Below are 26,264 nucleotides of genomic sequence, written 5' to 3'. Positions count from 1 at the left end.
GCTCCGCCGCAGCGCCGCCGCAGGTCTGCCGGCGACGGACTCGACACCCTTGGCCGAGGAAGCGAGCGAGGACATCGTGCGCATCGACGCGCATGCCCGGCGCGCCTGGGTCGGATCGACCGAGATCGCCCTGACCGCCAAGGAGTTCGACGTCATCGCACTGCTGGCCTCCGAGCCGGGCGCCGTCCTGACGCGCGAACGTGTCATGGACGAGGTGTGGGACGAGAACTGGTTCGGCTCCACCAAGACGCTTGACGCCACCCTCGGGCGACTGCGCCAGAAGCTTGAGGACAGCGGGACGCGGTCCCAGATCGTCACTGTGCGCGGTGTCGGCTTCCGCCTCGAGATCGACCCTTCCCGTGGGTAGGCGGGTCGCCGCGACGATCGTGCTCGTCGCCTTCATGTCCATGCTGATCGTGCGGATCGTCGTGGTCACGACGGGCTCGCCGCTGCTGATCGGCGTCGCCATCGTCGTCGTTCTCACCGGTGCTGCCGTCACCGGTTTCATCATCGCTGCACAGATCTCGGCCGCATACGAGGTGCTGATCCGACGAGATCGCGCCTTCACCGTCGCCGCGTCCCACGAGCTCCGAACCCCCATCACGGCGCTGCGCCTCTCGCTGGAGGACCTGACGCTGTGGCAGACAACCCCACCCGAGGTATCCGACGAGCTGAACCGCGCGATCACCGAGCTCGACCGACTGTCCGCTGCGGTGACCCAGCTGCTCGAGCAGCACCGCGACGACCAGCGCGCCGGGGGGGACCCGGTCGATCTCACCACCTTGACCGAGAGCGTCGTGTCCCGGTGGCGCGGGACGGTCGAGCCCGCGCGGCAGGTCCACTTCACCGGTGCAGCGCCCGCGCCGGTACGCACCGATGCCGGTTCGGTCCGCCGCGTCATCGCTGGCCAGCTCGCCCAGTTCGGGGAGCACGGAACTGGCATCGTCTCGATCGACGTGGCGCGGGTCCGGCAGACCATCAAAATCCGGGTCTGCGACGAGAGCAGCCCTCGCTTCTCGCCCGGTGTCATCCACGGACCGGCCACCGGCAAGAACGTGGGCGACTCGCTGACCCTCGAGGAGGCTGCGAGTGTCGCCGAGGCTCTGGGGGGCTATCTCGCCGTCGAGGACTCGCCCACCACGTGCATCTCGCTGACCCTGCCTGACTCCGTGGCAGCGGTCGTCCTCTGACAGCAGTCCTGCGCTACGGTCAGCCCATGCGAGCCGTGACCGTGCACGAAGGACAGCTGAACGTCGAGGAGATCCCGGCCCCCGTGCCAGGTCCCGGTCAGGTGCTGGTGGACGTCACCCGGTGCGGTATCTGCGGGTCAGACCTGCACGCCCGGCAGCACGCCGACGAGACAGCCGACGCCGTCGCCGAAGTCGGCTACGACCACTTCATGCGCTCCAACCACACCGTGGTGATGGGCCACGAGTTCACCGGTCGAGTGGCCGCTTACGGTCCCAAGACGCGCAAGAAGTGGCCGGTCGGGACTTCGGTGGTCGCGCTCCCGATCCTCGGCACGCCCGAGGGCATTCACCTCACCGGTTTGACCCGGCACGCGACCGGCGGCTACGCCGAGCAGGTCGTGGTGAACGAGTCGGTCACCTTCGAGGTGCCCGACGGCGTCTCGGACGATCACGCGGCGATGACCGAGCCGCTGGCGGTCGCACTGCACGCGGTGAACCGAGGCGAGGTCAAGGCCAAGGACACAGCCGTCGTCATCGGGTGCGGCCCCATCGGGCTGGCCGTCATCCTCATGCTGAAGGCGCAAGGCGTCCGCACCGTGATCGCCAGTGATTTCTCTGCCGGCCGTCGCGCGCTCGCCGCCCGCTGCGGCGCCGACGTCGTGGTCAATCCGGCGGTCGAGTCTCCGTGGGCCTCCTTCGCCGACAGCACGTACCTGCAGGGCCCCACCGACCTCGGCCAGTTCGGGCTCGACACCATGAAGCAGCTGCGCGCCGTGCCGCTGCTGCCGTGGCGACGCGTGATGGAAGCTGCCCAAAAGCTCGGAGCAGCGCCGCGCGGTCCCGTCGTCTTCGAGTGCGTGGGCATGCCCGGCATCATCGAGGACATCGTCAGCCACGCGCCGTTGTTGTCCCGAGTCGTCGTGGTCGGCGTGTGTATGGAGCCGGACACGTTCCGACCCGTCATGGCGCTGAACAAGGAGCTGGAGCTGCGATTCGTGTTCGCCTATGACCCGGCAGAGTTCCACCGCACCTTGATGATGATCGCCAGCGGAAAGGTCGACCCTTCTCCGTTGCTCACCGGGACGGTGGGCCTCGAGGGCGTGGCGACAGCCTTTGACCAGCTGGCCGATCCCGAGCAGCACGCCAAGATTCTGATCGACCCGACCAGCAGGGCCACCCGGGCCTGACCGCTCGACGTGCGGGTCAGCACAACTGTGGTTGTCTCGACACGAGCCGTTCGTGGAGGAGGAGCCAGTCATGCCGCAGACCGTCCGAGGAGTGATCGCCCGCAGCAAGGGCGCACCCGTCACCGTCGAAAACATCGTCATTCCCGATGCAGGACCCGGTGAAGCGGTCGTGGCGATCCAGGCGTGCGGCGTCTGCCACACCGATCTGCACTACCGCGAGGGCGGAATCAACGACGAGTTCCCGTTCCTGCTCGGCCACGAGGCCGCCGGCATCGTGGAGTCGGTCGGCGAGGGCGTCACTGACGTGGCACCAGGCGATTTCGTGGTGCTGAACTGGCGCGCCGTCTGCGGCACCTGCCGCGCCTGTCTGCGCGGCCGTCCCTGGTACTGCTTCAACACCCACAACGCCTCGCAGAAGATGACACTCGAGGACGGCACCGAGCTGTCGCCGGCCCTCGGCATCGGCGCGTTCGCCGACAAGACCTTGGTCGCTGCCGGGCAGTGCACCAAGGTCGATCCGTCCGCGTCCCCTGCCGCGGTCGGGCTGCTCGGCTGTGGCGTCATGGCGGGCCTCGGCGCCGCCATCAACACCGGCAACGTGCAGCGCGGAGACTCAGTCGCCGTCATCGGCTGCGGCGGCGTCGGTGCGGCAGCGATCGCCGGTGCTCGTCTGGCCAACGCGGCCACGATCATCGCCATCGACATCGACCCGAACAAGCTGAAGACGGCCACGACGATGGGCGCCACCCACACGATCGACGCAGGTGACGGCGATGTCGTCGAAGCCATCCAGTCCCTGACCGACGGCAACGGCGCTGATGTCGTCATCGATGCCGTCGGCCGCCCCGAGACCTGGAAGCAGGCCTTCTACGGCCGCGACCTGGCTGGCACCGTCGTGCTGGTCGGCGTCCCCACCCCCGAGATGCAGCTGGAGATCCCGCTCATCGACGTGTTCGGGCGCGGCGGATCGCTGAAGTCCAGCTGGTACGGCGACTGCCTGCCCAGCCGCGACTTCCCGATGCTGGTCGATCTGTACCAGCAAGGCCGGCTGGATCTGGACGCCTTCGTCACCGAGACCATCGGCATCGACGACGTGGAGGCCGCCTTCGACGCCATGCACGAAGGCAGAGTCCTGCGATCGGTGGTGCAGCTGTGAGCGCGCGCATCGAGAAGGTCGTCACGTCCGGCACCTTCTGCCTTGACGGCGGCGAGTGGGACGTCGACAACAACGTCTGGATCGTCGGCGATGACTCCGAGGTCATCGTGATCGACGCCCCGCACGATGCCGCCGCCATCGCTGCGGCCATTGGCGAGCGCACCGTGATCGCGATCGTCCTGACGCACGGTCACAATGACCACATCAACGCCGCCGTCGAGCTCGCGGCCAGCACCGATGCGCCGATCTACTTCCCGGCAGCGGACCGGATGCTCTGGGACGACGTGCACGACCGAGCGCCCGATCATGAGCTGCTCAACGGCGAAATGTTCGCGGTAGCCGGCAGCTCGCTGCGGGCGATCGCCACGCCGGGTCACTCCCCGGGCAGCACCTGCTTGTACTCCGAGGATCTCGGCGTGGTGTTCAGCGGCGACACGTTGTTCAACGGTGGCCCGGGCGCCACCGGGCGGTCCTACTCGGACTACGACACCATCATCGAGTCGATCAGCACGCAGCTGTTCACGCTGCCCGAGGACACCACGGTGCACACCGGCCATGGCGAAGACACCCGAATCGGCGCCGAGAAGCCCTCGCTCGGCGAGTGGATGAACAAGGAGAAGAGCTCATGACCTGGTTCACGTCGTCCCGCGAGTCCGAAGCGGTGCTGGCCGCCGAACGCTCGGCGATCTGGGAGATCCTTACCGATCCTGACGCCATCGTGCGGCTGACTCCCTTCCTGGAGAGCATCGACGCCACCGACGACACCTGGGTCTGGCACCTCGGCGGAATCGACGTGCTCGGCATCGAGATCTCGCCGTCCTTCACCGAGAAGATGACCTACGACGAGGGTCGCCAGATCGACTTCAACCATGCGCCGCCGCAGGGTGCCGACGAGAAGGCCGGGGCCGAGGGTCGCTACACGCTCACCGACACCGACGACGGCACACATCTGGCGATCAGTCTCGAGGTCTCCGTCGACCTGCCGCTGCCCAAGTTCTCCTCGCCAGCGGTCAGCACCACGATGAAAACCGTGATCGCCAGCATGGGCAACGGCTTCGCCAAGCGGCTCGAAAAGGAGCTCGGTCTCTAGCGGTCAGCCGCGCTTCAGCAGGCGAAGCACCGCACGTTCCAGCGTGCGGCTCACGGGTGCGCCCGGCGCCACCCGCCGGTGGGTTCCCCCGACTACGATGCCGTCCCCGAACAGATCGACGACCCGTGGATCCACGTAGGACGACCGCGCGATGGCGGGCGTGTTGCCCAGGTGCTCGGAGACCTCGCGCATGGTCGCGGCGATCACGCGCTTGCGCGCCGTGGGGGTGACGGCCTCGGCGACGGCCAACGAGCGCGCAGCCACCACGTTGGCACGCCAGGTGCGGAAGTTCTTCGCCGTGAAGTCTCCCCCCAGCGAATCCTTCACGTACTCGTTCACATCCTCGGCACCGAGGCCTCGCCAGCGCCCGCCCTCCTTGAACGCGATCAGGCGGTCGCCACCGGAACGGCGGCGCTTCAGCGCGGCCAGCACCTCGACCACCCGCTGGTCTCGCACCGTCACCTGAACGATCTGGCCGGACTTGGCCGGGTAGTCGAAGTCGATCCCGCGCGGCACCGCGGTGACGTGCGAGCGCTCGAGGGTCGTGAGTCCGTGGCTGCCGTTCTCGTCGGCGTAGCGATCAGATCCCACGCGGAACATCCCGAGGTCGAGCAAGCCGAACACCGCGGCGCAGACCCGGGTGCGATCGAGCGAGTCGCCACCGAGGTCGCGGCGCACCGTCGTGCGGTGGCGGATCAGCGCCCGCGCGAACTGCTCCATGTGCTCGTACTTCTCCAGATCGCGCTTGACCCGCCAATCCGGGTGATACAGATACTGCCGTCGGCCAGCCACGTCGGTCCCGACCGCCTGCAGGTGCCCGTTCGGCAGCGGGCAGATCCAGACGTCCGACCAAGCCGGAGGGATGACCAGATCCTTGACCCGCACGACGTCGAGCTCGGCCAATGGCTCGCCGGTGTCGTCCAGATAGCTGAACCCGCGTCCTCGTCGTAGCCGTCGCCATCCCGGCATTGCGGAGTTGACCCGCCGCAACCGCACCATGGCATGAAGGTAGTCCGCTGTTGCCCTGCCCGCAGGTCGCCGATCTACGATGAAGCATGGCCGACGTCGAGGTGCTGCCCACTCGCGAAGTCCCGCTCGGAGGACTGCGTGCCATGACGGTCCGGCGCACGCTCCCCCAGCGCCATCGCTCCTTCGTCGGCGCGTGGTGCTTTGCCGATCACTACGGTCCCGACGACGTCACCGGCTCCGGCGGCATGGATCTGCCGCCCCACCCACACACCGGACTGCAGACCGTCAGCTGGCTGTTCGCCGGAGAGCTGGAGCACCGCGACAGCGCTGGCAACACCGCCACGGTACGGCCCGGCGAGATGAATCTGATGACCGGCGGCTCCGGAATCTGCCACTCCGAGGTCTCCACCGAAGCCACATCGACGCTGCACGGCGTGCAGCTGTGGGTGGCGCTTCCCGACGAGCATCGCCACACGCCACGCGACTTCCAGCACCACGTGACCGAACCTGTCGCCCTGGACGGCGCCACCGTCCGGGTGTTCCTCGGCACGCTGGCGGGTTCGACCTCGCCGGTCCGGACCTTCTCTCCCCTGCTGGGCGCGGAGATCATCGTGGAAGCCGGCACGTCGATCTCCTTGGACGTCGATCCCGACTTCGAGCACGGGGTGCTGCTCGACACCGAGCGGGTCAAGATCGAGGGGACCAGCATGGCTCGGGGCGAGATGGCTTATCTGTCGCCAGGAGCCGCCACCGTGACGATCGAGAACCCGACCGACCAGCCGGCGCGCACGATCCTGCTGGGCGGACCGCCGTTCACCGAGCAGATCATCATGTGGTGGAACTTCGTGGGCCGCACCCACGAGGAGATCGTCGAGTTCCGCGAGCAGTGGGAGGCGTCCGGCGACAGGTTCGGGCACGTCGACGGATATGTCGGCGACGCCGACCGCATCCCCGCGCCGCCGATGCCGCACGTTCGGCTCACTGCGCGCAGCAACCCACCGCGGTGATCCGCTAGTACCGTGTGGCCATGACCTCTGCCATCAGGAGCCCGTGGCTGGCTGGATTCGCCGTCGTCGCCGTCGTGCACCTGGTGCTGAACGCGACCGACGCCGGGCCGTGGGACTCGATCACCAAGTCACTGCTGGCACCCCTGCTGCTGGGCTGGGTGCTGGAGCAGCGCGGCCCACGCCTGCTCGCGATCGCGCTTGGTCTGTGCTTCCTCGGCGATCTCTTCATGGAGTTCGAGAACCTGTTCGTCGTGGGCATGGCCGCTTTCGCCGGGGCCCACGTGTGCTTCATCTGGCTCTTCGTCCAGCGCGGCGCCGTCGCCAAGCTACGAGAACGGCCGTGGATCGTCCTCGTCTACGTCCTGGCGGGCCTCATCGTGGTGGCGTGGTCCTGGGGAGGACTGGAGCCCGGGCTGCGCCCAGTCATCCCGTTCTACGCCGCGTTGCTCATCGGCACTGCCTCCACCGCGCTGGCTGTCGACGTCCGCGCCGGAGTGGGCGGCGCCCTGTTCCTGCTGTCCGACGGAATCATCGCGCTGGCCGAGGCGGGCCGATTCGATCCCGAGGCAATTTTGACCGGGCTGGCCATCATGACGCTGTACATCGGAGCCATCGCGCAGCTCACGGTGGGCATCCTCACCAAGGAGAAGCGCACCCTCGCTGCTGGCCCAGATTTCGACCCCACGGTTCGTACCGACTGTTGGCCGCGGCTTCCCGAGCGCTCTGACACGCCGCGCTGATCTGTGAACCGCACCTACCGATTAGTCGTGGCGACGTTCGGCCTGCTGTTCAGCCTGATGGGCTATCGGTTCGAGGTGCGCGGTGCCGAACACCTCCCCCGCGAGGGCCCCGGGGTCGTGGCTGGCAACCACATCGGCTTCCTCGACTTCACCTTCATTGGTTATGCGGCTCGCGAGCGCGGCCGCCTGATCCGCTTCATGTCCAAGACCTCGTTGTTCGAGGCGCCGGTCGCGGGCAGGCTGATGCGGGCCATGCGTCACATTCCGGTCGACCGGAAGTCAGGCGCCCGCGCCTACCGCCAGGCGCTGCGCCTGGTCGACGAGGGCGAGCTGGTCGGGATCTTTCCGGAGGCCACGATCAGCCGGTCCTGGCTGCTCAAACCTTTCAAGCGGGGCGCCGCCGGTGTCGCCGTGAGCCGACGCGTCCCCCTCATCCCGGTGGTGGTGTGGGGCGGGCACCGCGTCTTCACCGTCGACGGTCGACGATCGATACGGCGCCGGATCCCCATCACGATCGTCGTCGGCGAGCCCCTGCACGCTGGCGAAGACGAGAGCATCGACGAGCTGTCAGCACGGCTGCACGTCGCCATGGCGGCTTTGCTGGAGGAGGCCATCACGACGTACCCGGACCGCCCGCGCGACGACGAGGATCGCTGGTGGTTGCCGTACGACCATGGCGGTACAGCGCCTGATGTCGAGACCGCTGCGCAGCTGGACCGTGAGGCGGTCGCCCGCCTCGGCGACTCCTTCGAGTGAACACCGATGAAAGGATTCACATGACCTGGGGACACGCGGCCACGGCCGACATCACGATCGGCACCCTCGACCTGCGCGTCGACGGACCGGCGGACGGACCGCCGGTGGTCCTGCTGCACGGCTTCCCGCAGACGTCCTTGAGCTGGGCGGGAGTCGTGCCCAGGCTGGTCGACGCGGGATACCGGGTGATCGCTCCGGACCAGCGTGGGTACTCACCCCGAGCCCGGCCGGTCGGCACCGAGCACTACGCCACCGACGTGCTCGCCGATGACGTCGTGGAGCTGGCGGACGCGCTCGGTCTCAACACCTTCCACCTGGTCGGACACGACTGGGGCGCCTCGGTGGCCTGGGTCGTGGCGGCCCGCCGCGCCGATCGCCTGCGCAGCCTGACGGCCGTCTCCGTGCCGCACCTCGCGGCGTTCGGTCAGTCGCTCGCGAAGTCCGAAGAACAGCGCGAGATGTCTCGCTACATGCAGCTGTTCCGCCAGGAGGGCCGCCCCGAAGACGTCTTGCTCGAGGACGGCGCGCGCCGTCTGGTCGACTTCTACGAGGGCCGGGTGCCCGACGACGCCGTGGCCGAGTACGTCCGCATCCTTTCTGAATCGGGCGCCCTCACTGCAGCGCTGAACTACTACCGGGCCATGGGCTCGTGGATGAGCGAGCTGCCAGCCGTCACGGTGCCCACCACGTTCGTGTGGAGCGATGGTGACCGAGCGCTCGGGCGGGTTGGCGCTGAGCTGACCGCCGACTTCGTCGAGGCGGAGTACCGATTTGTCGAGCTGGCCGGGGTGACCCACTGGATCCCTGACGAGGCACCCGATGCCCTCGCCGACGCGATCTTGGACCGCGCCGGTCGCTAGGCGGTGGCGGAGCGCTGGACGCGAGGGGTGGAGACCAGCGGCCACCCGGTGGGGTCGTCCAGATCGCGGCCAACCGTGATGGCGTAGGCGTTCCAGTCCGCAGCGCGCTCGGCGTGCCACAGGTGCTGGCGCAGCATCAGCTCGACCAACGAGCAGGCACCAGCTTCGCTGTGCCGGGCACCCATCTGGACGGCGACCTCACGCGCAGCGCGCGCGTCGGCCGTGGCGTCGTGGGCGTTGTCGAGCATGACGCCGTAGTAGGCGGCGACGTCGGTCAGACGGCGCGAACCGAGTCCGCCGCGTTCCAGTCCCCAGTCGATGACGTACGGGTCGATGACCATCAGCCGGTCCCACGCGGGCTGCCGGACGTCGTGCCGCGCTGCCTCGGCGCGCAGCATGGTGAGGTCGTAGGCCGCGTTGAACACCACGAGCCCGATGCCGCGGTCGATCAACGACTGCACCCAGTCGGCGATCATGGCGATGGCGATGCGAGCCGGCGGCGCGCCGACCAGTGCGGCCTGGCTGATGCCGTGCACCCGCGCCGAAGCCGCCGGGATGGGCACTCCGGCGTCGACCAGGCCTGAGCGTTCGCCCTCGGTGTCGAGCAGGGCGAAGCTGAGCACCCGATCGTGGTGCGGGTCGACGCCCGTGGTCTCGAAGTCGAGTGACGCCAACGGTTGGTCGAACCAGCCTCGGTGGGTGCCGCGCGACGGTGGCTGCGGCTCACACGTGAGGCACAACGCGCGCCACGAGCCCGGATGGCCGACCAGGCGTCCGCTGCCGGAGATCAGGTGCGTGTAGCAGGTGTCACAAGACGCATCTAGCTGGTTGGTTCTCACGCGCTGCTCACTCCGTCGCTGGTCGTGAGGACCACGCTAGGTGGCGCCACCGACATTGCGCCCGACGACACACGGAAGTGACGCGTTACTGCGCCGACTCAGCCCGGGGAACGGGCCGCCTCGACCAGCGCCCGGAACAGACCCGCGTCCGCACGGGTCTCCGGGTGCCACTGCACCGCCAGCCAGAACGGAAGATCAGGACGTTCCATGGCCTCCAACATCCCGTCGCCGGAGTGGGCCGTCGCGACGAAACCGGGATGCTCCCGCACGGACTGGTGGTGGTGGCAGGCGACCTCGCCACGGTCGCCGATCGCCGCGGAGAGACGTGACCCCGGTGTCACGTCGACCTCCACCTCACCGAACTGCGGCCCACCGGGCGAGTGTTGTTCGTGACCGACGATGTCGGGAACGTGCTGCTCCAGCGTCCCGCCAGCATGCACCGCCATGACCTGCATGCCCCGACAGATGCCGAGCGCGGGAAGGCCCCGGTCCCACGCCGCATCGAGCAGAGCCAGCTCCCAGCCGTCGCGATCCTCGCGCCAGCCTGACGTGCGATCGTGCGGCGGGGCGGCGTAGCGGCCCGGATCGACGTCGGCGCCGCCGGCGATCACCAGAGCGTCGAGCCTCGCCACCACCGACGGCGCGGTGTCCGGACCGCCTGGCGGGAGCAGGACCGCGACCCCACCGGCCGCCTCGATCGAGCGTGCGTACGCCGCGTGCAGCACGTCGGCCGGCTCGTCCCAGACACCCCACCGCGCCTGCTCGCGGTAGGTGGACACACCGATCAGCGGGGTCACTGTCGGCCTCCCTACAGGGGTGTCACGTAGGCGCCGGAGATGCCGCCGTCGACCAGGAAGGTCGAGGCGGTGATGAAGCTGGACTCGTCGGAGGCGAGGAACAGGACGGCGTTGGCCATCTCCTCGGGCTCCGCGAACCGGCCCACCGGCACGTGCACGAGACGACGCTCGGCGCGCTCGGGATCGCTGGCGAACAGATCCCTGAGCAGGGGCGTGTTCACCGGACCTGGGCACAGCGCGTTGACCCGCACGCCCTCGCGCGCAAACTGCACGCCCAGCTCGCGCGACATGCTCAGGACGCCGCCCTTGGACGCCGAGTACGAGATCTGCGACGTGGCCGCTCCCATGACCGCGACGAACGAGGCCGTGTTGATGATCGACCCGCGGCCCTGCTCGAGCATGTAGGGCAGCGCCGCCTTGCAGCACAGGTACACGCTGGTCAGGTTCACGTCCTGCACGCGCTTCCAGGCCTCGAGCTCGGTGTCAAGAATCGAGTCGTCCTCGGGCGGGCTGATGCCCGCGTTGTTGAACGCGATGTCCACCGAGCCATAGGTGTCCTGGGCGGCCTTGAACAGCGCGTCGACCTGTTCCTTGTCCGTGACGTCGACGTGCACGTAGGTACCGCCCACCTCCTTGGCGATGTCGGGGCCCTTGGCGTCGTCGAGATCGCCGATCACCACGTGGGCGCCCTCCTCCGCGAAGCGACGGACCGTGGCCAGCCCGATGCCGGAACATCCTCCGGTGACGACGGCGACCTTGCCCTCAATGCGACCTGCCATGACTGTGCTGCTCCTCTGTGGGTGGGTGAAAGCTAGACGTGGGAGATGAAGACGTTCTTGACGTCGGTGAACGCGTGCGGTGCGTCCGGTCCGAGCTCGCGGCCAATGCCGGACTGCTTGAAACCGCCGAACGGGGTCCAGTAGCGGACGGCGGAGTGCGAGTTGACGCTCAAGGCGCCGGTTTCGACCCCGCGCGCGACTCGGAGGGCGCGCCCGACGTCGCGGGTGAAGATCGAGCCGGACAAGCCGAACTCAGTGTCATTGGCCAGCTCCACCGCATGCGCCTCGTCATCGAATGGCATGACCGCGACCACAGGCCCGAAGATCTCCTCGCGCCAGATGCGCGCCTGCGGATCGTCGGCGAGAACGACCGTGGGAGGGAACCAGAAACCGGGCCCACTGGGGGCCGACCCGGCGAAGGCGATCTCGACGTCGTCCACGAATCCTTGCACCGTGTCGCGCTGTCCGGCCGAGATCAGCGGACCCATCTCCGCGCTGCGATCAGCAGGATCGAGCACCTTGACCCCGCGCACGGCGGGTTCCAGCAGCGACACGAACTGGTCGTAGGCGCTGCGCTCGACCAAGATGCGCGACCGGGCACAACAATCCTGTCCGGCGTTGTCGAACACTGCGTACGGAGCACTGGCAGCGGCTTGCGCGAGGTCGGCGTCGGCGAACACGATGTTGGCGCTCTTGCCGCCGAGCTCGAGCGTCACCCGCTTCACCTGATCGGCGCAGCCAGCCATGATCTTCTTGCCGACGTCGGTCGATCCCGTGAAGCAGACCTTGCGGACGGCCGGGTGGGTGACGAAGCGTTCACCGACCACCGAGCCCTTGCCGGGAATGACCGTGAACACGCCCTCGGGGATGCCGGCCTCCAGTGCCAGCTCACCCAACCGGATCGCCGTCAGCGGAGTCAGCTCAGCCGGCTTGAGCACGACGGTGTTGCCCGCCGCGAGGGCCGGCGCGAACCCCCAACCAGCGATCGGCATCGGGAAGTTCCACGGCACGATGATGCCGACGACGCCTAGCGGTTCGTGAAACGTGACGTTGATGCCGCCTGCCACCGGGATCTGGTGGCCCGTGAGCCGTTCTGGCGCGGCCGAATAGTAGTTCAAGACGTCGCGGACGTTGCCGGCTTCCCAGATGGCATTGCCCCACGTGTGGCCGGCGTTGGCTACCTCCAGGGCTGCCAGCTCCTCGAGATGTTCCTCGACCACGGCAGCGAATCGACGCAGGACGCGAGCCTTGTCCCCTGGAGTTGTGTCGCGCCAGGCTGGAAAGGCCTCGGCGGCGCGTTCGATCGCGGCGTCGGCGGCGGCCAGGTCGGCCATCTCAACCTCGACCACGTTCTGCTCAGTGGCCGGATTGACCACGGTATAGGTGCTCACTTGCTCCTCCATTCACGTCAGGTTCTGGGGTGGACACCCGGCCCACCCGCCATGGGCCGAGCGAAGCGAAGGCTGGGCGCCCGCGCGAATCGTGGCGGCGACGACGTCGCGGTGATGGGCGGAGCCCGTCAGAGCCGTTCGAAACATCTCCGCAGCTCCCAGTCCGTCACGGCGGCGTCGAAGGCCTTGAGCTCGACGTCGGCCATGTTGGTGTAGTGCCGGACGACGTCCTCGCCGAACACCGTACGTGCCACCACCGAGTTCGCCCACGCCTCCCGCGCCTCGCGCAGGGTGCCCGGCACCTTCGGCTTGTCAGACGTGTACGCGTTGCCGGCCTGTTCTGGTTCCAGCTCGAGTCCATGCTCGATGCCGTGCAGCCCGCCAGCGAGCATCGCAGATAGCGCAAGATACGGATTCACGTCGCCACCGGGGACGCGGTTCTCGAGACGAGCACTCCGACCATGGCCGACCAGACGCACCGCGCAGGTGCGGTTGTCCAGACCCCACGCGACCGTGGTCGGCGCAAACGATCCGTCCGCGAAGCGCTTGTAGGAGTTGATGTTCGGCGCGTAGAGCAGGGTGAAGTCGCGCATCGTGGCCAGGATGCCAGCAATGAACTGGTCGTACACCGGTGTGCGTCCACCCTCGTCCCAAAAGGCGATCTCCCCGTCGGTGTCCCGCAGCGACAGGTGGATGTGACACGAGCTGCCCTCGCGCTCGTCGAACTTGGCCATGAAGGTCAGCGACTTGCCGTGCTGGGCCGCGATCTCCTTGGCGGCGGTCTTGTACACCGAGTGATTGTCGGCCGTCACCATCACCTCGTCGTACAGGAAGCCGATCTCGTGCTGGCCGAGGTTGCACTCCCCCTTGGCCGCCTCGACATTCATGCCCGCGGCGTACATCGTGTTGCGGATGTCGCGCAGCAGCGGCTCGACGCGAGTGCCGCCCATGATCGAGTAGTCGATGTTGTACTGGTTCGACGGCCGCAGATCTCGGTACCCCGATGACCATGCCTGCTCGTAGGTCGTGTCGAACACGATGAACTCCAGCTCCGTGCCGGCCCAGGCCGTGAACCCGGCGTCGGCGGCCCGCTTGACCTGGGTGGCGAGGATGGTGCGCGGGGACTGCACCACCGGCGCATGGTCGAGCCAGACCAGGTCGCACTGGATCATCGCCGTGGCCGGCAGATGCTCGAGCACCCGGATGGTGCCGAGGTCCATCGCGAACTCCATGTCGCCGTACCCGGTCTCCCACGAGCTCATCTCGTAGCCGTCAACCGTGTTCATGTCGACGTCAACGCTCAGCAGGTAGTTGCATCCCTCCGTGCCGTGCTCGAGCACGACATCGAGGAAGTAACGCCCGTGCAGTCGTTTGCCCTGCAACCGGCCCTGCATGTCGGTGAAGGCCACGATGACCGTGTCGATCAGCTGCGGATCATCAGCGGGCGCCTCGATGCGGCGGGTCAGGTCGTCCAGACTCAGCAGTCGGGGATGCGGTTCGGTCATGGGCGTCCTTCCCTCCGCGTCGTGACGATCACGACGCGATCTTCTCCCCGCTCGGATCATAGAGCGGCTTCAGGCTCATGCGGACCGGCGTGCGACGGCCACCCACGTCGATCTCGTAGCGGCCGGCCCGGACGAATGCGGCGTCCGCCACGGCTCCGGGCGGCGCATGCACCCAGGCCAGACCGACGCCAGCGCCCACCGCGGCTGCCCACGTCGCCGACGTGACCTGGCCGACCGGTTCACCATCCCGGATCAGCAGCTCACCACCCCAGACCATGACGTCGGGGTCGTCGAGCGCGAACGATGCGAGTCGTCGAGCCGGCCCCACTGCCTTGGCTCTCTCGACCGCGGACCGACCCACGAAATCCACCGGAGTGGCGAGCTTGCACGCAAAGGACAGCCCGGCCTCGACCGGGTTGACGTCCGGAGTGAGCTCGCGGCCAAAGGCTCGGTACCCCTTCTCGAGGCGCATGGCCTCGATCGAGTAGTACCCTGCGTCGACCAGTCCCAGGTCGTGCCCGGCGGCGGAGATCGCATCGTAGGTGAACAGGGCGTCTGCAACGGGCACGTACAGCTCCCAGCCGAGCTCGCCGACGTAGGTGATGCGGGTCGCCCGCATCCTCACGCCGGCACAATCGATCTCGCGGCTGGCGCCAAATGAGAACGAGTCATGGCCCAGATCCTCCGTCGAGAGTCCGGCCAGCAGCTCACGCGAGCGCGGCCCCATCACGCCGAGCACGGCGAGTGCATCAGTCACGTCCTCGATGTCTACCCGCAGTCCGGCCGGCACGTGGCGTCTCAGCCAGTCGAGGTCGCGCACCGTGGTCGCCGAGCTCGCCACCAGGAGGTACTCCTCGGCGCCCACCCGAGTCACGGTGAGGTCGGATTCATAGCAGCCGCGGGTGTTGAGCAGCGCCGTGTACACCGTGCGCCCCGGCGGCACCGCCACGTCGTTGCTGCAGATCCACTGCAGGGCGGCTTCTGCGTCTGCCCCACGCACGACGTACTTGGAGAACGAGGTCTGGTCGAAGACAGCAACGGCTTCTCGGCAGGCCCGTTGTTCAGCGGCGGACCACGAGAGCCAGCCGGGCTTGTCCCACGTGTACTCGATCGCCGCGTCAGTGCCAGCCGGGGCGAACACGTTGGCGCGCTCCCACCCCAGCTTGCTGCCGAATGAGGCGTTCGCCGCAGCCAGCCGGTCGTGCAGCGGCGACATGCGCAGCGGACGCGCCGACTCGAACTCCCGGTTGGGCCATGGCACGGCGTAGTGCAGGCCGAGCACCTCCGAGACGCGATCGTGCAGATACCCGACGTCGTTCTGGAAGGCAGCGAACCGGCGGATGTCCACCGCCAGCAGGTCCACGGTCGGCTCACCCTCGACGATCCACTCTGCGAGCGCGCGGCCGGCGCCGCCAGCAGACGCGATACCGACCGAATTGAACCCTGCACCGACGAAGAATCCACGCAGCGACGGCGCCTCGCCGAGGATGAACTGGTTGTCCGGCGTGAAGCTCTCCGGGCCGTTGTAGAACTTGCGGATACCGGTCTCGTGCAGGGCCGGAATTCGCTCGAGCGCGTTGTCCATCAGCACCTGGAAGTGATCCCAGTCCTCGGCGAGCAGCTGGAACTCGAAGGGGTAGGGCAGCTGGTCGGGCGACAACCACGGCTTGGCTTCGGGCTCGAAGCCCCCCACGACGAGCCCACCGACTTCCTCCTTGAAGTAGGTGTAGCCATCGGGGTCACGCAAGATCGGCAGGTCGGGTCGCACTCCCTCGATCTGGTCGGTGACGACGTAGAAGTGCTCAGCGGAGTGCAGCGGGACCGCCACTCCGACCGCAGCGGCCAAGGCGTGGGCCCACTGGCCCGCGCAGTTGACCACGATCTCGGCCTCGACGTCTCCGGCGTCCGTGCGGACGCCGGTGACGCGTCCGTCACGGGTCAGGATGCTCCTCACACGGACGTGCTCGACGAGCGCCGCGCCGCCACTGCGGGCACCTCGCGCCAGCGCCTGCGTCACGTCGGTCGGATTCGCGGTGCCGTCGCCGGGCAACCAGATGCCACCCACCAGGTCGTCGATGGCGAGCAGCGGATAGCGATCGCCAGCCTGCTGCGGGGTCAGCAGCTCGCACTCCAGGTCGTACGCGGCGGCCGTGGCGACGGTGCGACGCAGCTGTTCCATGCGCTCCTCGGTGCGCGCGACCGTGACTCCACCGACCCGCTTGAACCCGGTGGCGAGGCCCACCTCGGCTTCCAGCCGCTCGTACAGATCGGCGCTGTACTGCACCAACGTCGTTCCGGCCTGCGTCGCCCGAAGCTGGCCGACCAGCCCCGCTGCGTGCCAGGTGGTGCCACAGGACAGCTCACCCTGTTCCAGCAGGAGCACGTCGGTCTCCCCGTTCCGGGTCAGGTGATACGCCACGCTGGTGCCGATGATCCCGCCGCCGACGATGACGACGCGGGAACGCTGGGGCAGATTCATGACCGCCCCGCGCACTGGTCGAGCAGCGTGGAGAAATCTGTGCGGCTGAAGTCGGCTGCTGCCAGCTCGAACCGCTCGGTGCCCCATCCGCGAAAGTCGAACGGGTCGTCGAGGGAAGCGTCCTGGATGTAGCCCCACAGCGCCCACCCGTAGCGCGACACCGTGGCGTTGAGACGCGCGCGGGCGGACAGCTGAGGATCATCACGACCCGCGTACGCCCGCACCATCTCGGCCAGATGATCGTCGTCGAGGCCGCACTCGGTCCAGGTGTTGCCGAGGTCGAAGTATGGGTCCCCGTTGCCGGAGTACTCATAATCGATCAGCCACAGCCGGTCCCCGTCGTCGACCACGTTGGCGGCCAGCAGATCGTTGTGGCACGGCACGGTCTCCTCAGGTATCACCGCCAGTGCACGCCCGATGCGGGCGAAATCATGGCCCCATCGCTCGTAGTCGTCGGGAATCGTGACGCCGCGTTCGCGGCAGGTCCGCAGGTAGTTCGCCTGGCGGCTGAACATGTCGAAGTCACCCACGAACCGAGGCCCGCCGTGCAGTGACTGCAAGGTGGCGATGAGCCGCGTCAGGGTGCCGGCGGTTCGCAGGTCGTCGTCCTGATAGGTACGCCCCTCGAGGAACTTGATGACGAGCACGCCGAGGTCTGGCCGGTAGTCGACGAACGGTGCCCCCACCCCGACCGCCTCTGCGACCCTGGTGTTGTGGAACTCAGCGTCCCTGTCGATGCCGAGCAGGGTGCTGTCGCTGCGGTTGCAGCGCGCGACGAACACCCCGTCCTCCGTGGTGATCTTGAAGTTCTCATTGGTCAGTCCGCCCGGAAGGGGTTCGACGACTCGGTTACGACCTGCCAGCGCAGGGATGCGGTCGAGGACATCGCCGATGTCGTCGATGGTCATGAGAGCCCCGTCCGTAGGGTGATGCGGGCACGGTCGGCGCGGTAGCGATCGCGCGCGTACTCCACCGGAAGGCCGGTGTCGGTCATGGCTTGCCGGGTCACCAGCATGACGGCCACGCCGGCATCGACGCCCAGCAGCGACGCATGATCGTCGGCGACGATCTCCGGCTCCAGCCACTCCTGCGCATGGTGCGGAGCGAGACCGTAGTGCTCGCGCATCATCGCGTAGAGCGACCCCGACAGTCGACGGTCCAGCAGGCCCGGAAATCGAGCCGCCGGCAGGTACGACTTCTCCAGCGCGAGTGGTTCGCGATCGGCCGAGCGGACCCGCACGACCTCGATCGCCCCGTCGCCGCGGTGAAGCTCCAGCCCACGAGCCACCTCGGCGGTGGGTTCCACCAGTCCGGCACGTACGACCCGTGCGCCGGCACGCATCTGCGCATGTCGCATCTGCGCGGTGAACCCGGACAGGCCGGTCAGGTCGACATCGAGCTTGGGCAGCGTGACGAAGCTGCCGCCGGCGCGTCCCCTCACGCGCTTGAGCCGCCCTCGCGACTCGAGCGCCGCGAGCGCCTGGCGCAGCGTCATGCGACTGATGCCCAGTGCAGAAGCAAGGTCGCCCTCGGCTGGCAGCTTGTCGCCCAGCCGCACGGCACCGCGTCGCATTCGTGACAGCAACCAGCCCTCGATTCGTGCATGAGCCGGCTCGCCGGTGAGCGACGCGAGATCGGGCATGTCGCCCAGTGCCGCGCCGCCCACCTCGAGTACTCGCATCCGGTCGCCCGTCAGTCGTCGAACGCCTCGATGACCGCGGAGTCGATCGTGTGCTTGGGCCCGGTGAACCACTTCTTGGCCGACGAGTGCCACCAGATCGCCAGCAGGATCAGGGTTCCGCCGGTGAGGATCGGTGCGTAGTTCACGCTCTCCCAGGTGAAGGTGTCGTCGAGCGGGTTGCCGGCAGGCGTGAACGGCAGGATGAAGTAGACCGAGATGATCGAGATCTCTGCGATCGCGATGATGTTCATCCACTTGTACTTCTTGCCGTTGGTCCATTCGCCCTCCTCGAAGGAGTCGCCCATCTTCCAGCGCAGATAGATGGGGATGAGGAAGGCCAGGTACAACCCGATCACCGCCACCGACGTGATGGCGTAGAACGCGATCGGGATCCCGCCGATGCCCTTGAGCGCCGGCAGCGTGATGATCGCCCCGATCACTGCGACGAAGACCACGGCGTTGGCCGGGACCTTCGACTTCGGATTGACCTTCGACAGCTTGCTCGACCCCGGAATCGCCCCGTCACGGCTGAACGCGAACGTCATGCGGGAGGCGCTGGTGAGGCAGGCGATGGTGCAGAAGAACTGTCCTGCTGTGGAGATCAGCAGCACCATGAAGTGCCACCCCTGGGGCAACGCCTGGCCGAAGATCACATCAACGGCGCCGCCGCCCTCGGAGACACCGGCCGGGTCCTGCACCGCGAACAGGAACGCCAGCAGCAGGAGCCATCCGCCGATCGCGGAGTAGGCGATGGAGCGCCACAGTCCTTGGGCGGCCCCCTTCGCCGCGCCGTTGGTCTCCTCCGAGAGGTGGGCTGACGCGTCAAAGCCGGTGATCGTGTACTGCGTCAGCAGGAAGCCCAGCGGCAGCACCAGGAACCAGTACTTGCCGTCGGCGAACCCGGAGTTGTTGATGCGCTCGGTGAAGACGAAGTCGAAGCTCTGATGCGTGTCGGGGATGAACACGAGGATCAGGATCACCGAGGCTGCACCGGCCACGTGCCACCACACCGAGATGTTGTTGAGGATCGCCAGCAGGTGTCCGCTGAAGATGTTGAGCGTCGCCGCCAGTGCCAGGATGATGATGAAGATCAGGTAGACCCGCCCCAGGGAGTACCCGTCGGCCCACCCCGCGCTGATCGTGCTGAGCGTGAGGTCGAAGAAGGTCGCACAGCCGTACGCGACCGAGGCCGTCACCGCCAGCAGACCGATGAGGTTGAGCCAGCCGGTGAAGAATCCCGCCGCCGGGCCTCCCATCTTGGCGGCCCACCAATAGATGCCGCCCGACGTCGGGTAGGCGGAGACCAGCTCGGACATCGTGAAGCCGATCAGCAGGATGAACAGCGCGATGATCGGCCAGCCCCACGACATCGCGACCGGGCCGCCGTTGTTCCACGCCTGGCCGAAGGTCGTGAAGCAACCCGCCAAGATCGAGATGATCGAGAACGAGATCGCGAAGTTGGAGAAACCGGACCAGTTGCGGTTCAGCTCCTGCTTGTAGCCCAGCTTGGCCAGGAGCTTTTCGTCGTCATTGAGTTGATCGGTCATCGGTGACGCCCATTTCAGAGAAGTTGGCTGATGCTAGCCCCGCAGGACCCGATCCATCTAGACCTTTGCGTATTTGAATTCGCGCAGGGCGAAGAATGGTCAGCCAGAACCGCTGAACTATTCGCGGTTCTTGTCGTCCTCGGGGCTCTGGCGCGCCCTCAGCTGGTCGCGCTCGTGCTTGAGCTGCTCGACCTGTTGCGTGCGATGTCTCATCCGCATGCTGGTGGCGGTGATGACGATGGCCAACAGCGCACCTGCGACCACGCCGATCAGGGTAGCCGCGCGGAAGCTGGGGGCGTCGACGTCCATGATCCGCTCGCCGGCGTGTGCAGCGTTGCTGGTACCCGCCACCACGGCCAAGGTCAGCCAGTTGGGTGCGGCCAGCACCACGGCGACCACCGCGACCAAGCCGCGCCAGGTCCAGGAGAAAAACCGACGGCGAATCTGGAACAGCAGCAGCAATGGCACGAAGGTGAAGACGGATCCATAGAACAGGCCCCAGAGGGTTCCGGCGATGAAACGTCCCTGCACCTGGTCGGCGATGCGCTGCGCCCACCACCGGGGGAAGAAGGCAGCCGAGATCCGCCACCCGATGTAGGTCGCGATCACCAAAACCAGCAGCAGCACCGCCCGACGGACCCAGCGGGCCGGTGTGACGCTCGGTTGGTCAGAGATCCTGCGGTCGATCGCGTCGTCCTCGTGCGGCGGGTTGTCCGCCGCCGAGCCGCCGTCGCGGGAGACGTGTTCGTCGTCGTGGGCCATGCCCACATCATGGCACCAGACAAGCACGATCAGCTGGCGTCGGCTCGGCATCGGCTAGGTTCGTCGGGTGCGCATCGCGACCTGGAACGTCAACTCCATCCGCAGCCGCATCGATCGGGTCACCGACTGGGTCAGTCGCCACGACGTCGACGTGCTGGCGATCCAGGAAACCAAATGCCGCGAGGACCAGTTCCCGACCCTTGAGCTCAGTGCCATGGGCTACGAGGTGGCCCACTTCGGGGTCAACCAGTGGAATGGCGTCGCCGTGCTGTCCCGGGTCGGCCTCGAGGACGTCGCCACGTCCTTCGCCCCTGATCAGCCCACCTTCGGAGACCCGGCGATGGTGGAGCCTCGGGCGATCGGCGCCACGTGTGGCGGCGTGCGGATCTGGAGCCTCTACGTGCCCAACGGGCGAGAGCTGGGCGACCCGCACTACGCCTACAAGCTGGCGTGGCTCGAGCGCCTGCGAGCGTCGGCCCACCAGTGGCTGGCCGACGACCCGGACGCCCAGATCTCGCTCATGGGCGACTGGAATGTGGCACCCCACGATGAGGACGTGTGGGACATCGGGGTGTTCGACCAACACACCCACGTGTCCGAGCCGGAGCGCGCCGCCTTCGCCGCCATCGTCGACGAGGGGTACGCCGACGTCGTTCGCCCGCACGCGCCGGGGCCGGGCGTCTACACCTACTGGGACTACCAGCGCCTGCGCTTCCCGAAGAAGGAGGGCATGCGCATCGACTTCGCCCTCACGTCACCGGCTCTGGCCCAACGCGTCGATCATGCCTGGATCGACCGCGAGGAGCGCAAGGGCAAGGGCGCCAGCGACCATGTGCCCGTCGTGCTCGAGATCAGCTGAGCGCCACAACGCAGGGTCTCATCACGAGAGCCAGGTCGGCCGCAACGGCCAGTTGGCTCCGCCGTGCGCATCGGGTCTCACCGCGAGCACGTGATGCAGCTCGATCTCGTTACGCTCGAAGGCGAGCCTGGAGCCAGCCATGTACAGGCCCCACACCTTGGCGCGTCCTTCGCTGACCTCGTCGAGGCAGTCGTCCCAGTGCGCGACCAGATTTTCGCACCACCCTTTGAGAGTGAGCGCGTAGTGCTCGCGCAGGTTCTCGACGTGCCGGACTTCGAGCCCCGACTCCTGGGCCGCGACCGTGATGCGACCGACACCGGTCAGCTCGCCATCGGGGAACACGTAGCGATCGATGAAGGCGCCGATCGGCTTGGTCTTGTTGTTGGGACGGGTGATGCAGTGATTGAGAACCCGGCCGCCCGGCTTGATCACGTCGTGCATGAACTGGAAGTACGCCGGGTAGTTGCGCACCCCGATGTGCTCGGTGAGGCCGATCGAGCTGACGGCGTCGAACTCGGACTCGACGACGTCGCGGTAGTCGCCGAATCGCACCTCAGCGAGGTGATCGAGCCCCTGTCGCTCGATCGCGTCCTGGGCCCACGCTGCTTGCTCGCGCGAGAGCGTGACGCCGATGACGTTGACGCCGTAGTGCTGCGCGGCGTGCCGCACCATGCCGCCCCAGCCGCAGCCGATGTCGAGCAGACGCTGGCCGGGCTGCAGGTCGAGCTTGCGGCAGATCAGGTCGTACTTGGCGAACTGCGCCTCCTCCAGTGTCGAGTCGGCGGTCGGGTAGACAGCGCAGGTGTAGGTCATCGACTCGCCGAGCACCAGCTCGTAGAAGCGATTCGAGACGTCGTAGTGGTGCTGAATCGCTTCAGCGTCGCGCTTCTTGGTGTGGCGCATCCCCTCGAAGGCGCGGCGCCACTTGGGGAGGTGCTCCTCGTCCGGGGGCGTCGGCGGCTTGAGATTGCCGAAGCCCAGACTACGCACGATCTGCAGCATCTCGGCGGCCGACGGGACCTTGAACCGCAGCTGGCTCATGATCAGCACCATGATGTCGTACGGGTTTCCCGGGTGGATCCCGTCCACCTCGAGGTCACCGGACACGTAGGCGCGGGCGAAACCCAGATCGCCCGGCGCGGTCATCAAGTAGGCCAGACCGCGTTCATTGATGAGGCGCAGGGTCAAGGTGGCGTCCTCGGGCCCAGCCGAGCTCCCGTCGAACGCCTCGAAACGGAACGGCAGACCGTCCTTCATCAGGCGCTCCAGCGCCTCTGAGATGTTCAGCTTGGTGTCGACATCGTGGATCGTCATGAGTTCCTCACTGCCTTCTCGTACAGAGTGCTGAGTCTGCCCTCGGGGTCATACCGCCGACGGACGGCGTCGAGCTGCTGGCCGCCGTACATCGCCTCGAAGGTTTCTTGGTCGTAGAAGGCTTCTGAATACAGCGACTTGTGGCCGCCGAGCTGGTGTACCTTCTGCTCGATCCGGCGATTGACCATGCCGTCGGGCGAGCCGGCTGGCACCTCGACCGTGCCCCAGAAGCCCACGTTCACGTAGGTGTCGCCCGGTGTGAGCGGATAGACCGGCCACGACCGAGTGGTGCGGAGCGGGCACAGCCACACCGGACGCATCCCGACCTCGTCGTCGAACCACTGCAGGAACTCCGGGAGCGTGTGCACCGGCACCTCGACATCTTGGATGACCCGCTCGCGGCCCGGCACCTTCTTGATGCGGTCGAGCAGCCGGCTGAGGCCGATCTTCTCGTCGTAGCTGACGAGGCGGTGGAAGACATCGCTGCGGCGCCAGCGTCGCGGCCAGATGCGTCGTAGCCAGCGGTTCTGAGCGCCGAAGGCACCCGAGCACCAGAACCAATCGGTGTCCCAGCGCCACAGGTAGTCGTGCATCGTCAGCGCATCGGTTTCCCGCTCGGCGATCGATCGAAAGTAGATCTGCTGGCCGGTGTAGTCGCTGGTCACCTGCTCCTCGTCGGTGAAGTGAGCGAGGGTCAGGTAGATCCCGGTTGGCGCGACCATACGGCAACACTACCCGCGTAAAAGTTCAACCAGCGGCGGCCGCTGAGCGGCCACCGCTGGTTGGTGGTGATGAGTTGATCGAGACCGGAGCCTCCTAGTCGAGCTGGCTGTCCATCCACTTGTACCGCTCGTTGTACCAATCGCGAAGCCAGCCGAGTTCGCTGCTTGCCTTGGTGTCAGCATCCGGGAAGTTGCTGTACACGGAGCGTCGTGGAGACAAGCGATCGGACTTGTTGGGCCACCTCGCCTTGTCATTGGCCACCACCCGCATGCCCACTGCCGCGTCGTCGCGACCAATGGCCTTCAGTCCCATGCTGACCGTGTCGCTGCCGTTGCCGGCCGCGCTGCCACCGGACATCGCTGCGTAGATACCCTTGGTTTCCGCCCACCGTGTCTTCAGCGCGGCCAGGAAGCGCTTGTCCTTGATCAACTGCGTGAACCAGTGAATCTTGGCAGTGTTGTGATACGCCTGCCCCTCCCCACGGATCCACCATCCCTTGGGATTGTCGAGCTCGGGCATGGTCGAGGAATCCCTGGCACCCGCGCTGCGATCGAAGTCCCACACCGGGCCCATGAAGAACTTGTTGGACTTTCCGTCCGAGCTATCTGCCCACGTATTCACGTCATTGGTGTAGAAGTAGTTGCTCCGATACATGTCGGAGTCGGTGTCCTTCGTGAACTCCTTCATCAGGTAGTGATCGACCGCAGAGTTGAGGTCGAGGTACGTCGTCCAGTCGTTCGAGCCGCCCTCGGTGTACTTGTACGTGCTCCAGTTTCGCTTCGTGGCCGAGCCCGTGGTGACGTTCGGGCCGTAGAGCACGCTCTCGAACTTCCGGATCTTGTCCTTCATGGCCTTGACCTTCGCGGGAGTCAGGCCCTCCATCACATCGGGGTCGCCCGACGGCTTGAACTCATCGGGGTCCTTCCAGGAGTAGTCCAGGCGGGCGTAGACGCCCTTGCCTTCCATGCCCGGAACGCCGTCTTCCCTCCACCACGGATCGAACTCGATGATCTGGCCCGTCGTCTTGCTGATGTTGACGCGGTCCTTGTCGATCTTGATCGACTGGATCAGCTGATAGCTGCCTTGATACTTGCCATCGACGAAGAGCTCGGTGAAGACACCCTTCGACGTCCACGCCAGCCCGTTGAGCTTCGAGCCCAGGTCGAACCCGGCGAACGACCGAACCAGTGAGCGATCGTTGTAGTTGGCCAACAGCACCCAGGTCTTGTCGCTCTTCAGGCCGAAAGGCTTCTGCTTCGACATGAACTTCAACTTGTACGGCTTCTTGGACAGATTGGCCGTCGTGTTGCCTCGGACCGCGAGGGTCTCCAGATCGAACACCGACTTGCTCAGGTCCGAGCCCCCGACCAAGGAGTTGCCTCCGTCGGTCGACCACGCCGCTGTCCCGGGATCCTCCACGCCCTTGGTGGTGGGGATCTTCCGCTTGTCGGTCATGACGAAGAGCACGTTCTTGCCCAGGTCCCCCGCAGGACCAGTGGTGATGTCATTGATGCGTGTCGGGGTGATCTCCTCGACCGGTGTACGGACACCGTCGTCGGTCAGGCCGAAGACCGATTCGGGCCCCTTGAAGAGGAAGTCGATCACCGTGGCATCGCCAGAGGAGTTGGCCTTCGCCGAACCGATGCTCTCCCAGGTGTCCGGCGAGCCGGGCGATCCAGGCACCTTGTGGAAGAAGGTGACCGTCTTGCCCGCCAGGGAGGACGCGAAGTTGGCAGTCAGCCGGCCCTGCTCACCGAGCCGCACGTCGGCCGGGTTGACAGCGAGCGAGCCCTGCTCGTTGGGGAAGTTGGCCGGATCAATTTCACGAGGCGTGATCGTGAGGGGCTTCGTGCACTTGGCCGGATCTGGCGAGGTCGCTGCGCGTACCACCATCTCCGCATCCACTTTGACGCTGAAGGTGGTATTGCCGTACTGGTCTGCCACCTGGGGGGCGCCCACTACTGCGTCGGGATCCACGCCATCGACCACCTGGTACAAGGTGATGTCTTTGCCCTTCTGGTCAGTGGCGAAGTTGGCAAGGACCGCCACCGTGGAACCGGGCGTCACGATCGTCGGGGACGAGGTGAGGGCGCCAGCTACCGGGCAGGTGCCCGGCGCCGCCGCCGAATCGATGGTGAATCGGTTGGTCTTCTTGTTGTTGCTGGTCCGAGCGAACAGAACCTGGTTGCCCTGCAGCACATAATTCTTGAGGTAGGCGTTGCCATTCGTGTTCGCCGTGAGGGGGCCGCCGATCTCGCTGAACGTGTCGCCGTCGGGGTCACCCACCGACTTGAAGAAGGTCACCTTGGCGCCCTTTTGGTCGCTGGGGAAGTTGGCGCTGAGCGTCACGCTCTGGCCGTCGACGAAGTCGCTGGGCGAGATGGAGAAGACACCCGTGTCGCTGCCCCCGGCGTAGGTGGCCGCCGACGCGCTGGTCGGGGACACCAGAGCCAACAAGAGCCCAATGATGATGGCGGAGAATGGGAGTGAACGTCGCATGGTGATCGCCTCAAGCGGAAAATGAGTGGCGCGCCCCCCGACGCAATGGATGCGTCACCATAGGCTCTTCTCAGACACCGTGTCAGAGGAATGTGAAAATTTGGTAACAAATCGAATGGACTGGCGGCAGAGGG

Annotated in this window: 25 protein-coding genes; 11 read left to right on the top strand and 14 right to left on the bottom strand. The window is 66.8% G+C overall.

The window, feature by feature from the left end; translation table 11 throughout:
• The 6 genes from WB508_RS07830 to WB508_RS07805 form a co-directional block, all read left to right on the top strand.
• On the top strand, positions 1–367 hold a 367-nt coding region (locus WB508_RS07830), incomplete at its 5' end, for a winged helix-turn-helix domain-containing protein (protein WP_423844327.1).
• Complete coding sequence (locus WB508_RS07825) at positions 360–1,190, top strand: sensor histidine kinase (RefSeq protein WP_423844326.1); 831 nt, start codon at positions 360–362, stop codon at positions 1,188–1,190. The genes WB508_RS07830 and WB508_RS07825, both read left to right, overlap by 8 nt.
• A 26-nt stretch (positions 1,191–1,216) precedes the next feature.
• On the top strand, positions 1,217–2,377 hold the full coding sequence (locus tag WB508_RS07820; protein WP_423844325.1) for a zinc-binding dehydrogenase: 1,161 nt from the start codon (positions 1,217–1,219) through the stop codon (positions 2,375–2,377).
• A 70-nt stretch (positions 2,378–2,447) separates the two neighbouring features.
• Positions 2,448–3,533 (top strand): S-(hydroxymethyl)mycothiol dehydrogenase, encoded by a 1,086-nt coding sequence (locus WB508_RS07815; protein ID WP_423844324.1) that lies wholly within the window; start codon positions 2,448–2,450, stop codon positions 3,531–3,533.
• The gene (locus tag WB508_RS07810; RefSeq protein ID WP_423844323.1) at positions 3,530–4,162 is read left to right on the top strand and encodes an MBL fold metallo-hydrolase; all 633 of its coding nucleotides are present in this window, start codon (positions 3,530–3,532) and stop codon (positions 4,160–4,162) included. Before WB508_RS07815 ends, WB508_RS07810 begins: the two co-directional genes overlap by 4 nt.
• Positions 4,159–4,623, top strand: a complete 465-nt coding sequence (locus WB508_RS07805; RefSeq protein WP_423844322.1) for a CoxG family protein — start codon at positions 4,159–4,161, stop codon at positions 4,621–4,623. The genes WB508_RS07810 and WB508_RS07805 overlap by 4 nt, the downstream gene beginning before the upstream one ends.
• Positions 4,624–4,626: 3 nt before the next feature.
• Here the strand turns inward: WB508_RS07805 and WB508_RS07800 are convergent, their stop codons facing one another.
• Positions 4,627–5,622, bottom strand: a complete 996-nt coding sequence (locus tag WB508_RS07800) for a DNA topoisomerase IB (protein ID WP_423844321.1) — start codon at positions 5,620–5,622, stop codon at positions 4,627–4,629.
• Between the two features lie 56 nt (positions 5,623–5,678).
• On the opposite strand from WB508_RS07800, the gene WB508_RS07795 reads away from it, so the two are divergent.
• From WB508_RS07795 to WB508_RS07780, 4 genes are read left to right on the top strand one after another with little or no spacing between them, the layout of a single operon-like run.
• Positions 5,679–6,599: a pirin family protein gene (locus WB508_RS07795; protein WP_423844320.1), complete on the top strand. Its 921-nt coding sequence runs from the start codon at positions 5,679–5,681 to the stop codon at positions 6,597–6,599.
• A gap of 20 nt (positions 6,600–6,619) precedes the next feature.
• On the top strand, positions 6,620–7,339 hold the full coding sequence (locus WB508_RS07790) for a lysoplasmalogenase (protein ID WP_423844319.1): 720 nt from the start codon (positions 6,620–6,622) through the stop codon (positions 7,337–7,339).
• A 27-nt stretch (positions 7,340–7,366) separates the two neighbouring features.
• Entirely contained in the window at positions 7,367–8,095 is a 729-nt protein-coding gene (locus tag WB508_RS07785; RefSeq protein WP_423844318.1) for a lysophospholipid acyltransferase family protein, read from the top strand.
• Between the two features lie 20 nt (positions 8,096–8,115).
• Positions 8,116–8,955, top strand: coding sequence for an alpha/beta fold hydrolase (locus tag WB508_RS07780; RefSeq protein WP_423844317.1), 840 nt, complete (start codon positions 8,116–8,118; stop codon positions 8,953–8,955).
• Here WB508_RS07780 and WB508_RS07775 read toward each other — a convergent pair.
• From WB508_RS07775 to WB508_RS07730, 10 genes are all read right to left on the bottom strand, one after another.
• Positions 8,952–9,794 (bottom strand): exonuclease domain-containing protein, encoded by an 843-nt coding sequence (locus WB508_RS07775; RefSeq protein ID WP_423844316.1) that lies wholly within the window; start codon positions 9,792–9,794, stop codon positions 8,952–8,954. The genes WB508_RS07780 and WB508_RS07775 overlap by 4 nt on opposite strands.
• Before the next feature lie 98 nt (positions 9,795–9,892).
• Positions 9,893–10,591: a gamma-glutamyl-gamma-aminobutyrate hydrolase family protein gene (locus tag WB508_RS07770; protein ID WP_423844315.1), complete on the bottom strand. Its 699-nt coding sequence runs from the start codon at positions 10,589–10,591 to the stop codon at positions 9,893–9,895.
• 11 nt (positions 10,592–10,602) lie between these two features.
• The gene (locus WB508_RS07765) at positions 10,603–11,370 is read right to left on the bottom strand and encodes a 3-oxoacyl-ACP reductase (protein WP_423844314.1); all 768 of its coding nucleotides are present in this window, start codon (positions 11,368–11,370) and stop codon (positions 10,603–10,605) included.
• 32 nt (positions 11,371–11,402) lie between these two features.
• A complete protein-coding gene (locus WB508_RS07760; protein WP_423844313.1) occupies positions 11,403–12,761 on the bottom strand; it encodes an aldehyde dehydrogenase family protein in 1,359 nt (452 codons plus the stop codon).
• A 128-nt stretch (positions 12,762–12,889) separates the two neighbouring features.
• Complete coding sequence (locus tag WB508_RS07755) at positions 12,890–14,266, bottom strand: glutamine synthetase family protein (protein WP_423844312.1); 1,377 nt, start codon at positions 14,264–14,266, stop codon at positions 12,890–12,892.
• A 28-nt stretch (positions 14,267–14,294) separates the two neighbouring features.
• Positions 14,295–16,745, bottom strand: coding sequence for a GcvT family protein (locus tag WB508_RS07750; protein WP_423844311.1), 2,451 nt, complete (start codon positions 16,743–16,745; stop codon positions 14,295–14,297).
• Positions 16,742–17,653, bottom strand: coding sequence for a phosphotransferase (locus WB508_RS07745; protein WP_423844310.1), 912 nt, complete (start codon positions 17,651–17,653; stop codon positions 16,742–16,744). The genes WB508_RS07750 and WB508_RS07745 overlap by 4 nt, the downstream gene beginning before the upstream one ends.
• The gene (locus tag WB508_RS07740) at positions 17,650–18,426 is read right to left on the bottom strand and encodes a GntR family transcriptional regulator (protein WP_423844309.1); all 777 of its coding nucleotides are present in this window, start codon (positions 18,424–18,426) and stop codon (positions 17,650–17,652) included. The genes WB508_RS07745 and WB508_RS07740 overlap by 4 nt, the downstream gene beginning before the upstream one ends.
• Before the next feature lie 11 nt (positions 18,427–18,437).
• Positions 18,438–19,973: an amino acid permease gene (locus tag WB508_RS07735; RefSeq protein ID WP_423844308.1), complete on the bottom strand. Its 1,536-nt coding sequence runs from the start codon at positions 19,971–19,973 to the stop codon at positions 18,438–18,440.
• Positions 19,974–20,090: 117 nt separating this feature from the next.
• Positions 20,091–20,735, bottom strand: a complete 645-nt coding sequence (locus tag WB508_RS07730; RefSeq protein ID WP_423844307.1) for a hypothetical protein — start codon at positions 20,733–20,735, stop codon at positions 20,091–20,093.
• 67 nt (positions 20,736–20,802) lie between these two features.
• Between WB508_RS07730 and WB508_RS07725 the strand changes: the two genes are divergently transcribed.
• Positions 20,803–21,594, top strand: a complete 792-nt coding sequence (locus WB508_RS07725) for an exodeoxyribonuclease III (RefSeq protein WP_423844306.1) — start codon at positions 20,803–20,805, stop codon at positions 21,592–21,594.
• Between the two features lie 21 nt (positions 21,595–21,615).
• On the opposite strand, the gene WB508_RS07720 is transcribed toward WB508_RS07725, so the two are convergent.
• From WB508_RS07720 to WB508_RS07710, 3 genes are all read right to left on the bottom strand, one after another.
• Entirely contained in the window at positions 21,616–22,908 is a 1,293-nt protein-coding gene (locus WB508_RS07720) for a class I SAM-dependent methyltransferase (protein WP_423844305.1), read from the bottom strand.
• Positions 22,905–23,630 carry a hypothetical protein gene (locus WB508_RS07715; protein WP_423844304.1) on the bottom strand — a complete coding sequence of 242 codons (726 nt, stop codon included), beginning with the start codon at positions 23,628–23,630 and terminating at the stop codon, positions 22,905–22,907. The genes WB508_RS07720 and WB508_RS07715 overlap by 4 nt, the downstream gene beginning before the upstream one ends.
• Positions 23,631–23,724: 94 nt before the next feature.
• The gene (locus tag WB508_RS07710) at positions 23,725–26,130 is read right to left on the bottom strand and encodes a CotH kinase family protein (RefSeq protein WP_423844303.1); all 2,406 of its coding nucleotides are present in this window, start codon (positions 26,128–26,130) and stop codon (positions 23,725–23,727) included.
• Positions 26,131–26,264 lie beyond the last annotated feature (134 nt).

Source organism: Aeromicrobium sp., assembly GCF_049586495.1.
Taxonomy (GTDB): Bacteria; Actinomycetota; Actinomycetes; order Propionibacteriales; family Nocardioidaceae; genus Aeromicrobium.
Note: the sequence above shows the minus strand (reverse complement) of the source record. Positions and strands in the feature narration are given on the sequence as shown.

Excerpts from the sequence above, each read along its gene's own strand:
- WB508_RS07790 (WP_423844319.1), top strand. The coding sequence starts at position 6,620 with ATGACCTCTGCCATCAGGAGCCCGTGGCTGGCTGGATTCGCCGTCGTC.
- WB508_RS07750 (WP_423844311.1), bottom strand. The coding sequence starts at position 16,745 with ATGAATCTGCCCCAGCGTTCCCGCGTCGTCATCGTCGGCGGCGGGATC.
- WB508_RS07710 (WP_423844303.1), bottom strand. The coding sequence starts at position 26,130 with ATGCGACGTTCACTCCCATTCTCCGCCATCATCATTGGGCTCTTGTTG.
- WB508_RS07820 (WP_423844325.1), top strand. The coding sequence starts at position 1,217 with ATGCGAGCCGTGACCGTGCACGAAGGACAGCTGAACGTCGAGGAGATC.
- WB508_RS07720 (WP_423844305.1), bottom strand. The coding sequence starts at position 22,908 with ATGACGATCCACGATGTCGACACCAAGCTGAACATCTCAGAGGCGCTG.
- WB508_RS07735 (WP_423844308.1), bottom strand. The coding sequence starts at position 19,973 with ATGACCGATCAACTCAATGACGACGAAAAGCTCCTGGCCAAGCTGGGC.
- WB508_RS07800 (WP_423844321.1), bottom strand. The coding sequence starts at position 5,622 with ATGGTGCGGTTGCGGCGGGTCAACTCCGCAATGCCGGGATGGCGACGG.
- WB508_RS07755 (WP_423844312.1), bottom strand. The coding sequence starts at position 14,266 with ATGACCGAACCGCATCCCCGACTGCTGAGTCTGGACGACCTGACCCGC.
- WB508_RS07795 (WP_423844320.1), top strand. The coding sequence starts at position 5,679 with ATGGCCGACGTCGAGGTGCTGCCCACTCGCGAAGTCCCGCTCGGAGGA.
- WB508_RS07815 (WP_423844324.1), top strand. The coding sequence starts at position 2,448 with ATGCCGCAGACCGTCCGAGGAGTGATCGCCCGCAGCAAGGGCGCACCC.
- WB508_RS07780 (WP_423844317.1), top strand. The coding sequence starts at position 8,116 with ATGACCTGGGGACACGCGGCCACGGCCGACATCACGATCGGCACCCTC.
- WB508_RS07765 (WP_423844314.1), bottom strand. The coding sequence starts at position 11,370 with ATGGCAGGTCGCATTGAGGGCAAGGTCGCCGTCGTCACCGGAGGATGT.
- WB508_RS07745 (WP_423844310.1), bottom strand. The coding sequence starts at position 17,653 with ATGACCATCGACGACATCGGCGATGTCCTCGACCGCATCCCTGCGCTG.
- WB508_RS07740 (WP_423844309.1), bottom strand. The coding sequence starts at position 18,426 with ATGCGAGTACTCGAGGTGGGCGGCGCGGCACTGGGCGACATGCCCGAT.
- WB508_RS07730 (WP_423844307.1), bottom strand. The coding sequence starts at position 20,735 with ATGGCCCACGACGACGAACACGTCTCCCGCGACGGCGGCTCGGCGGCG.
- WB508_RS07715 (WP_423844304.1), bottom strand. The coding sequence starts at position 23,630 with ATGGTCGCGCCAACCGGGATCTACCTGACCCTCGCTCACTTCACCGAC.
- WB508_RS07805 (WP_423844322.1), top strand. The coding sequence starts at position 4,159 with ATGACCTGGTTCACGTCGTCCCGCGAGTCCGAAGCGGTGCTGGCCGCC.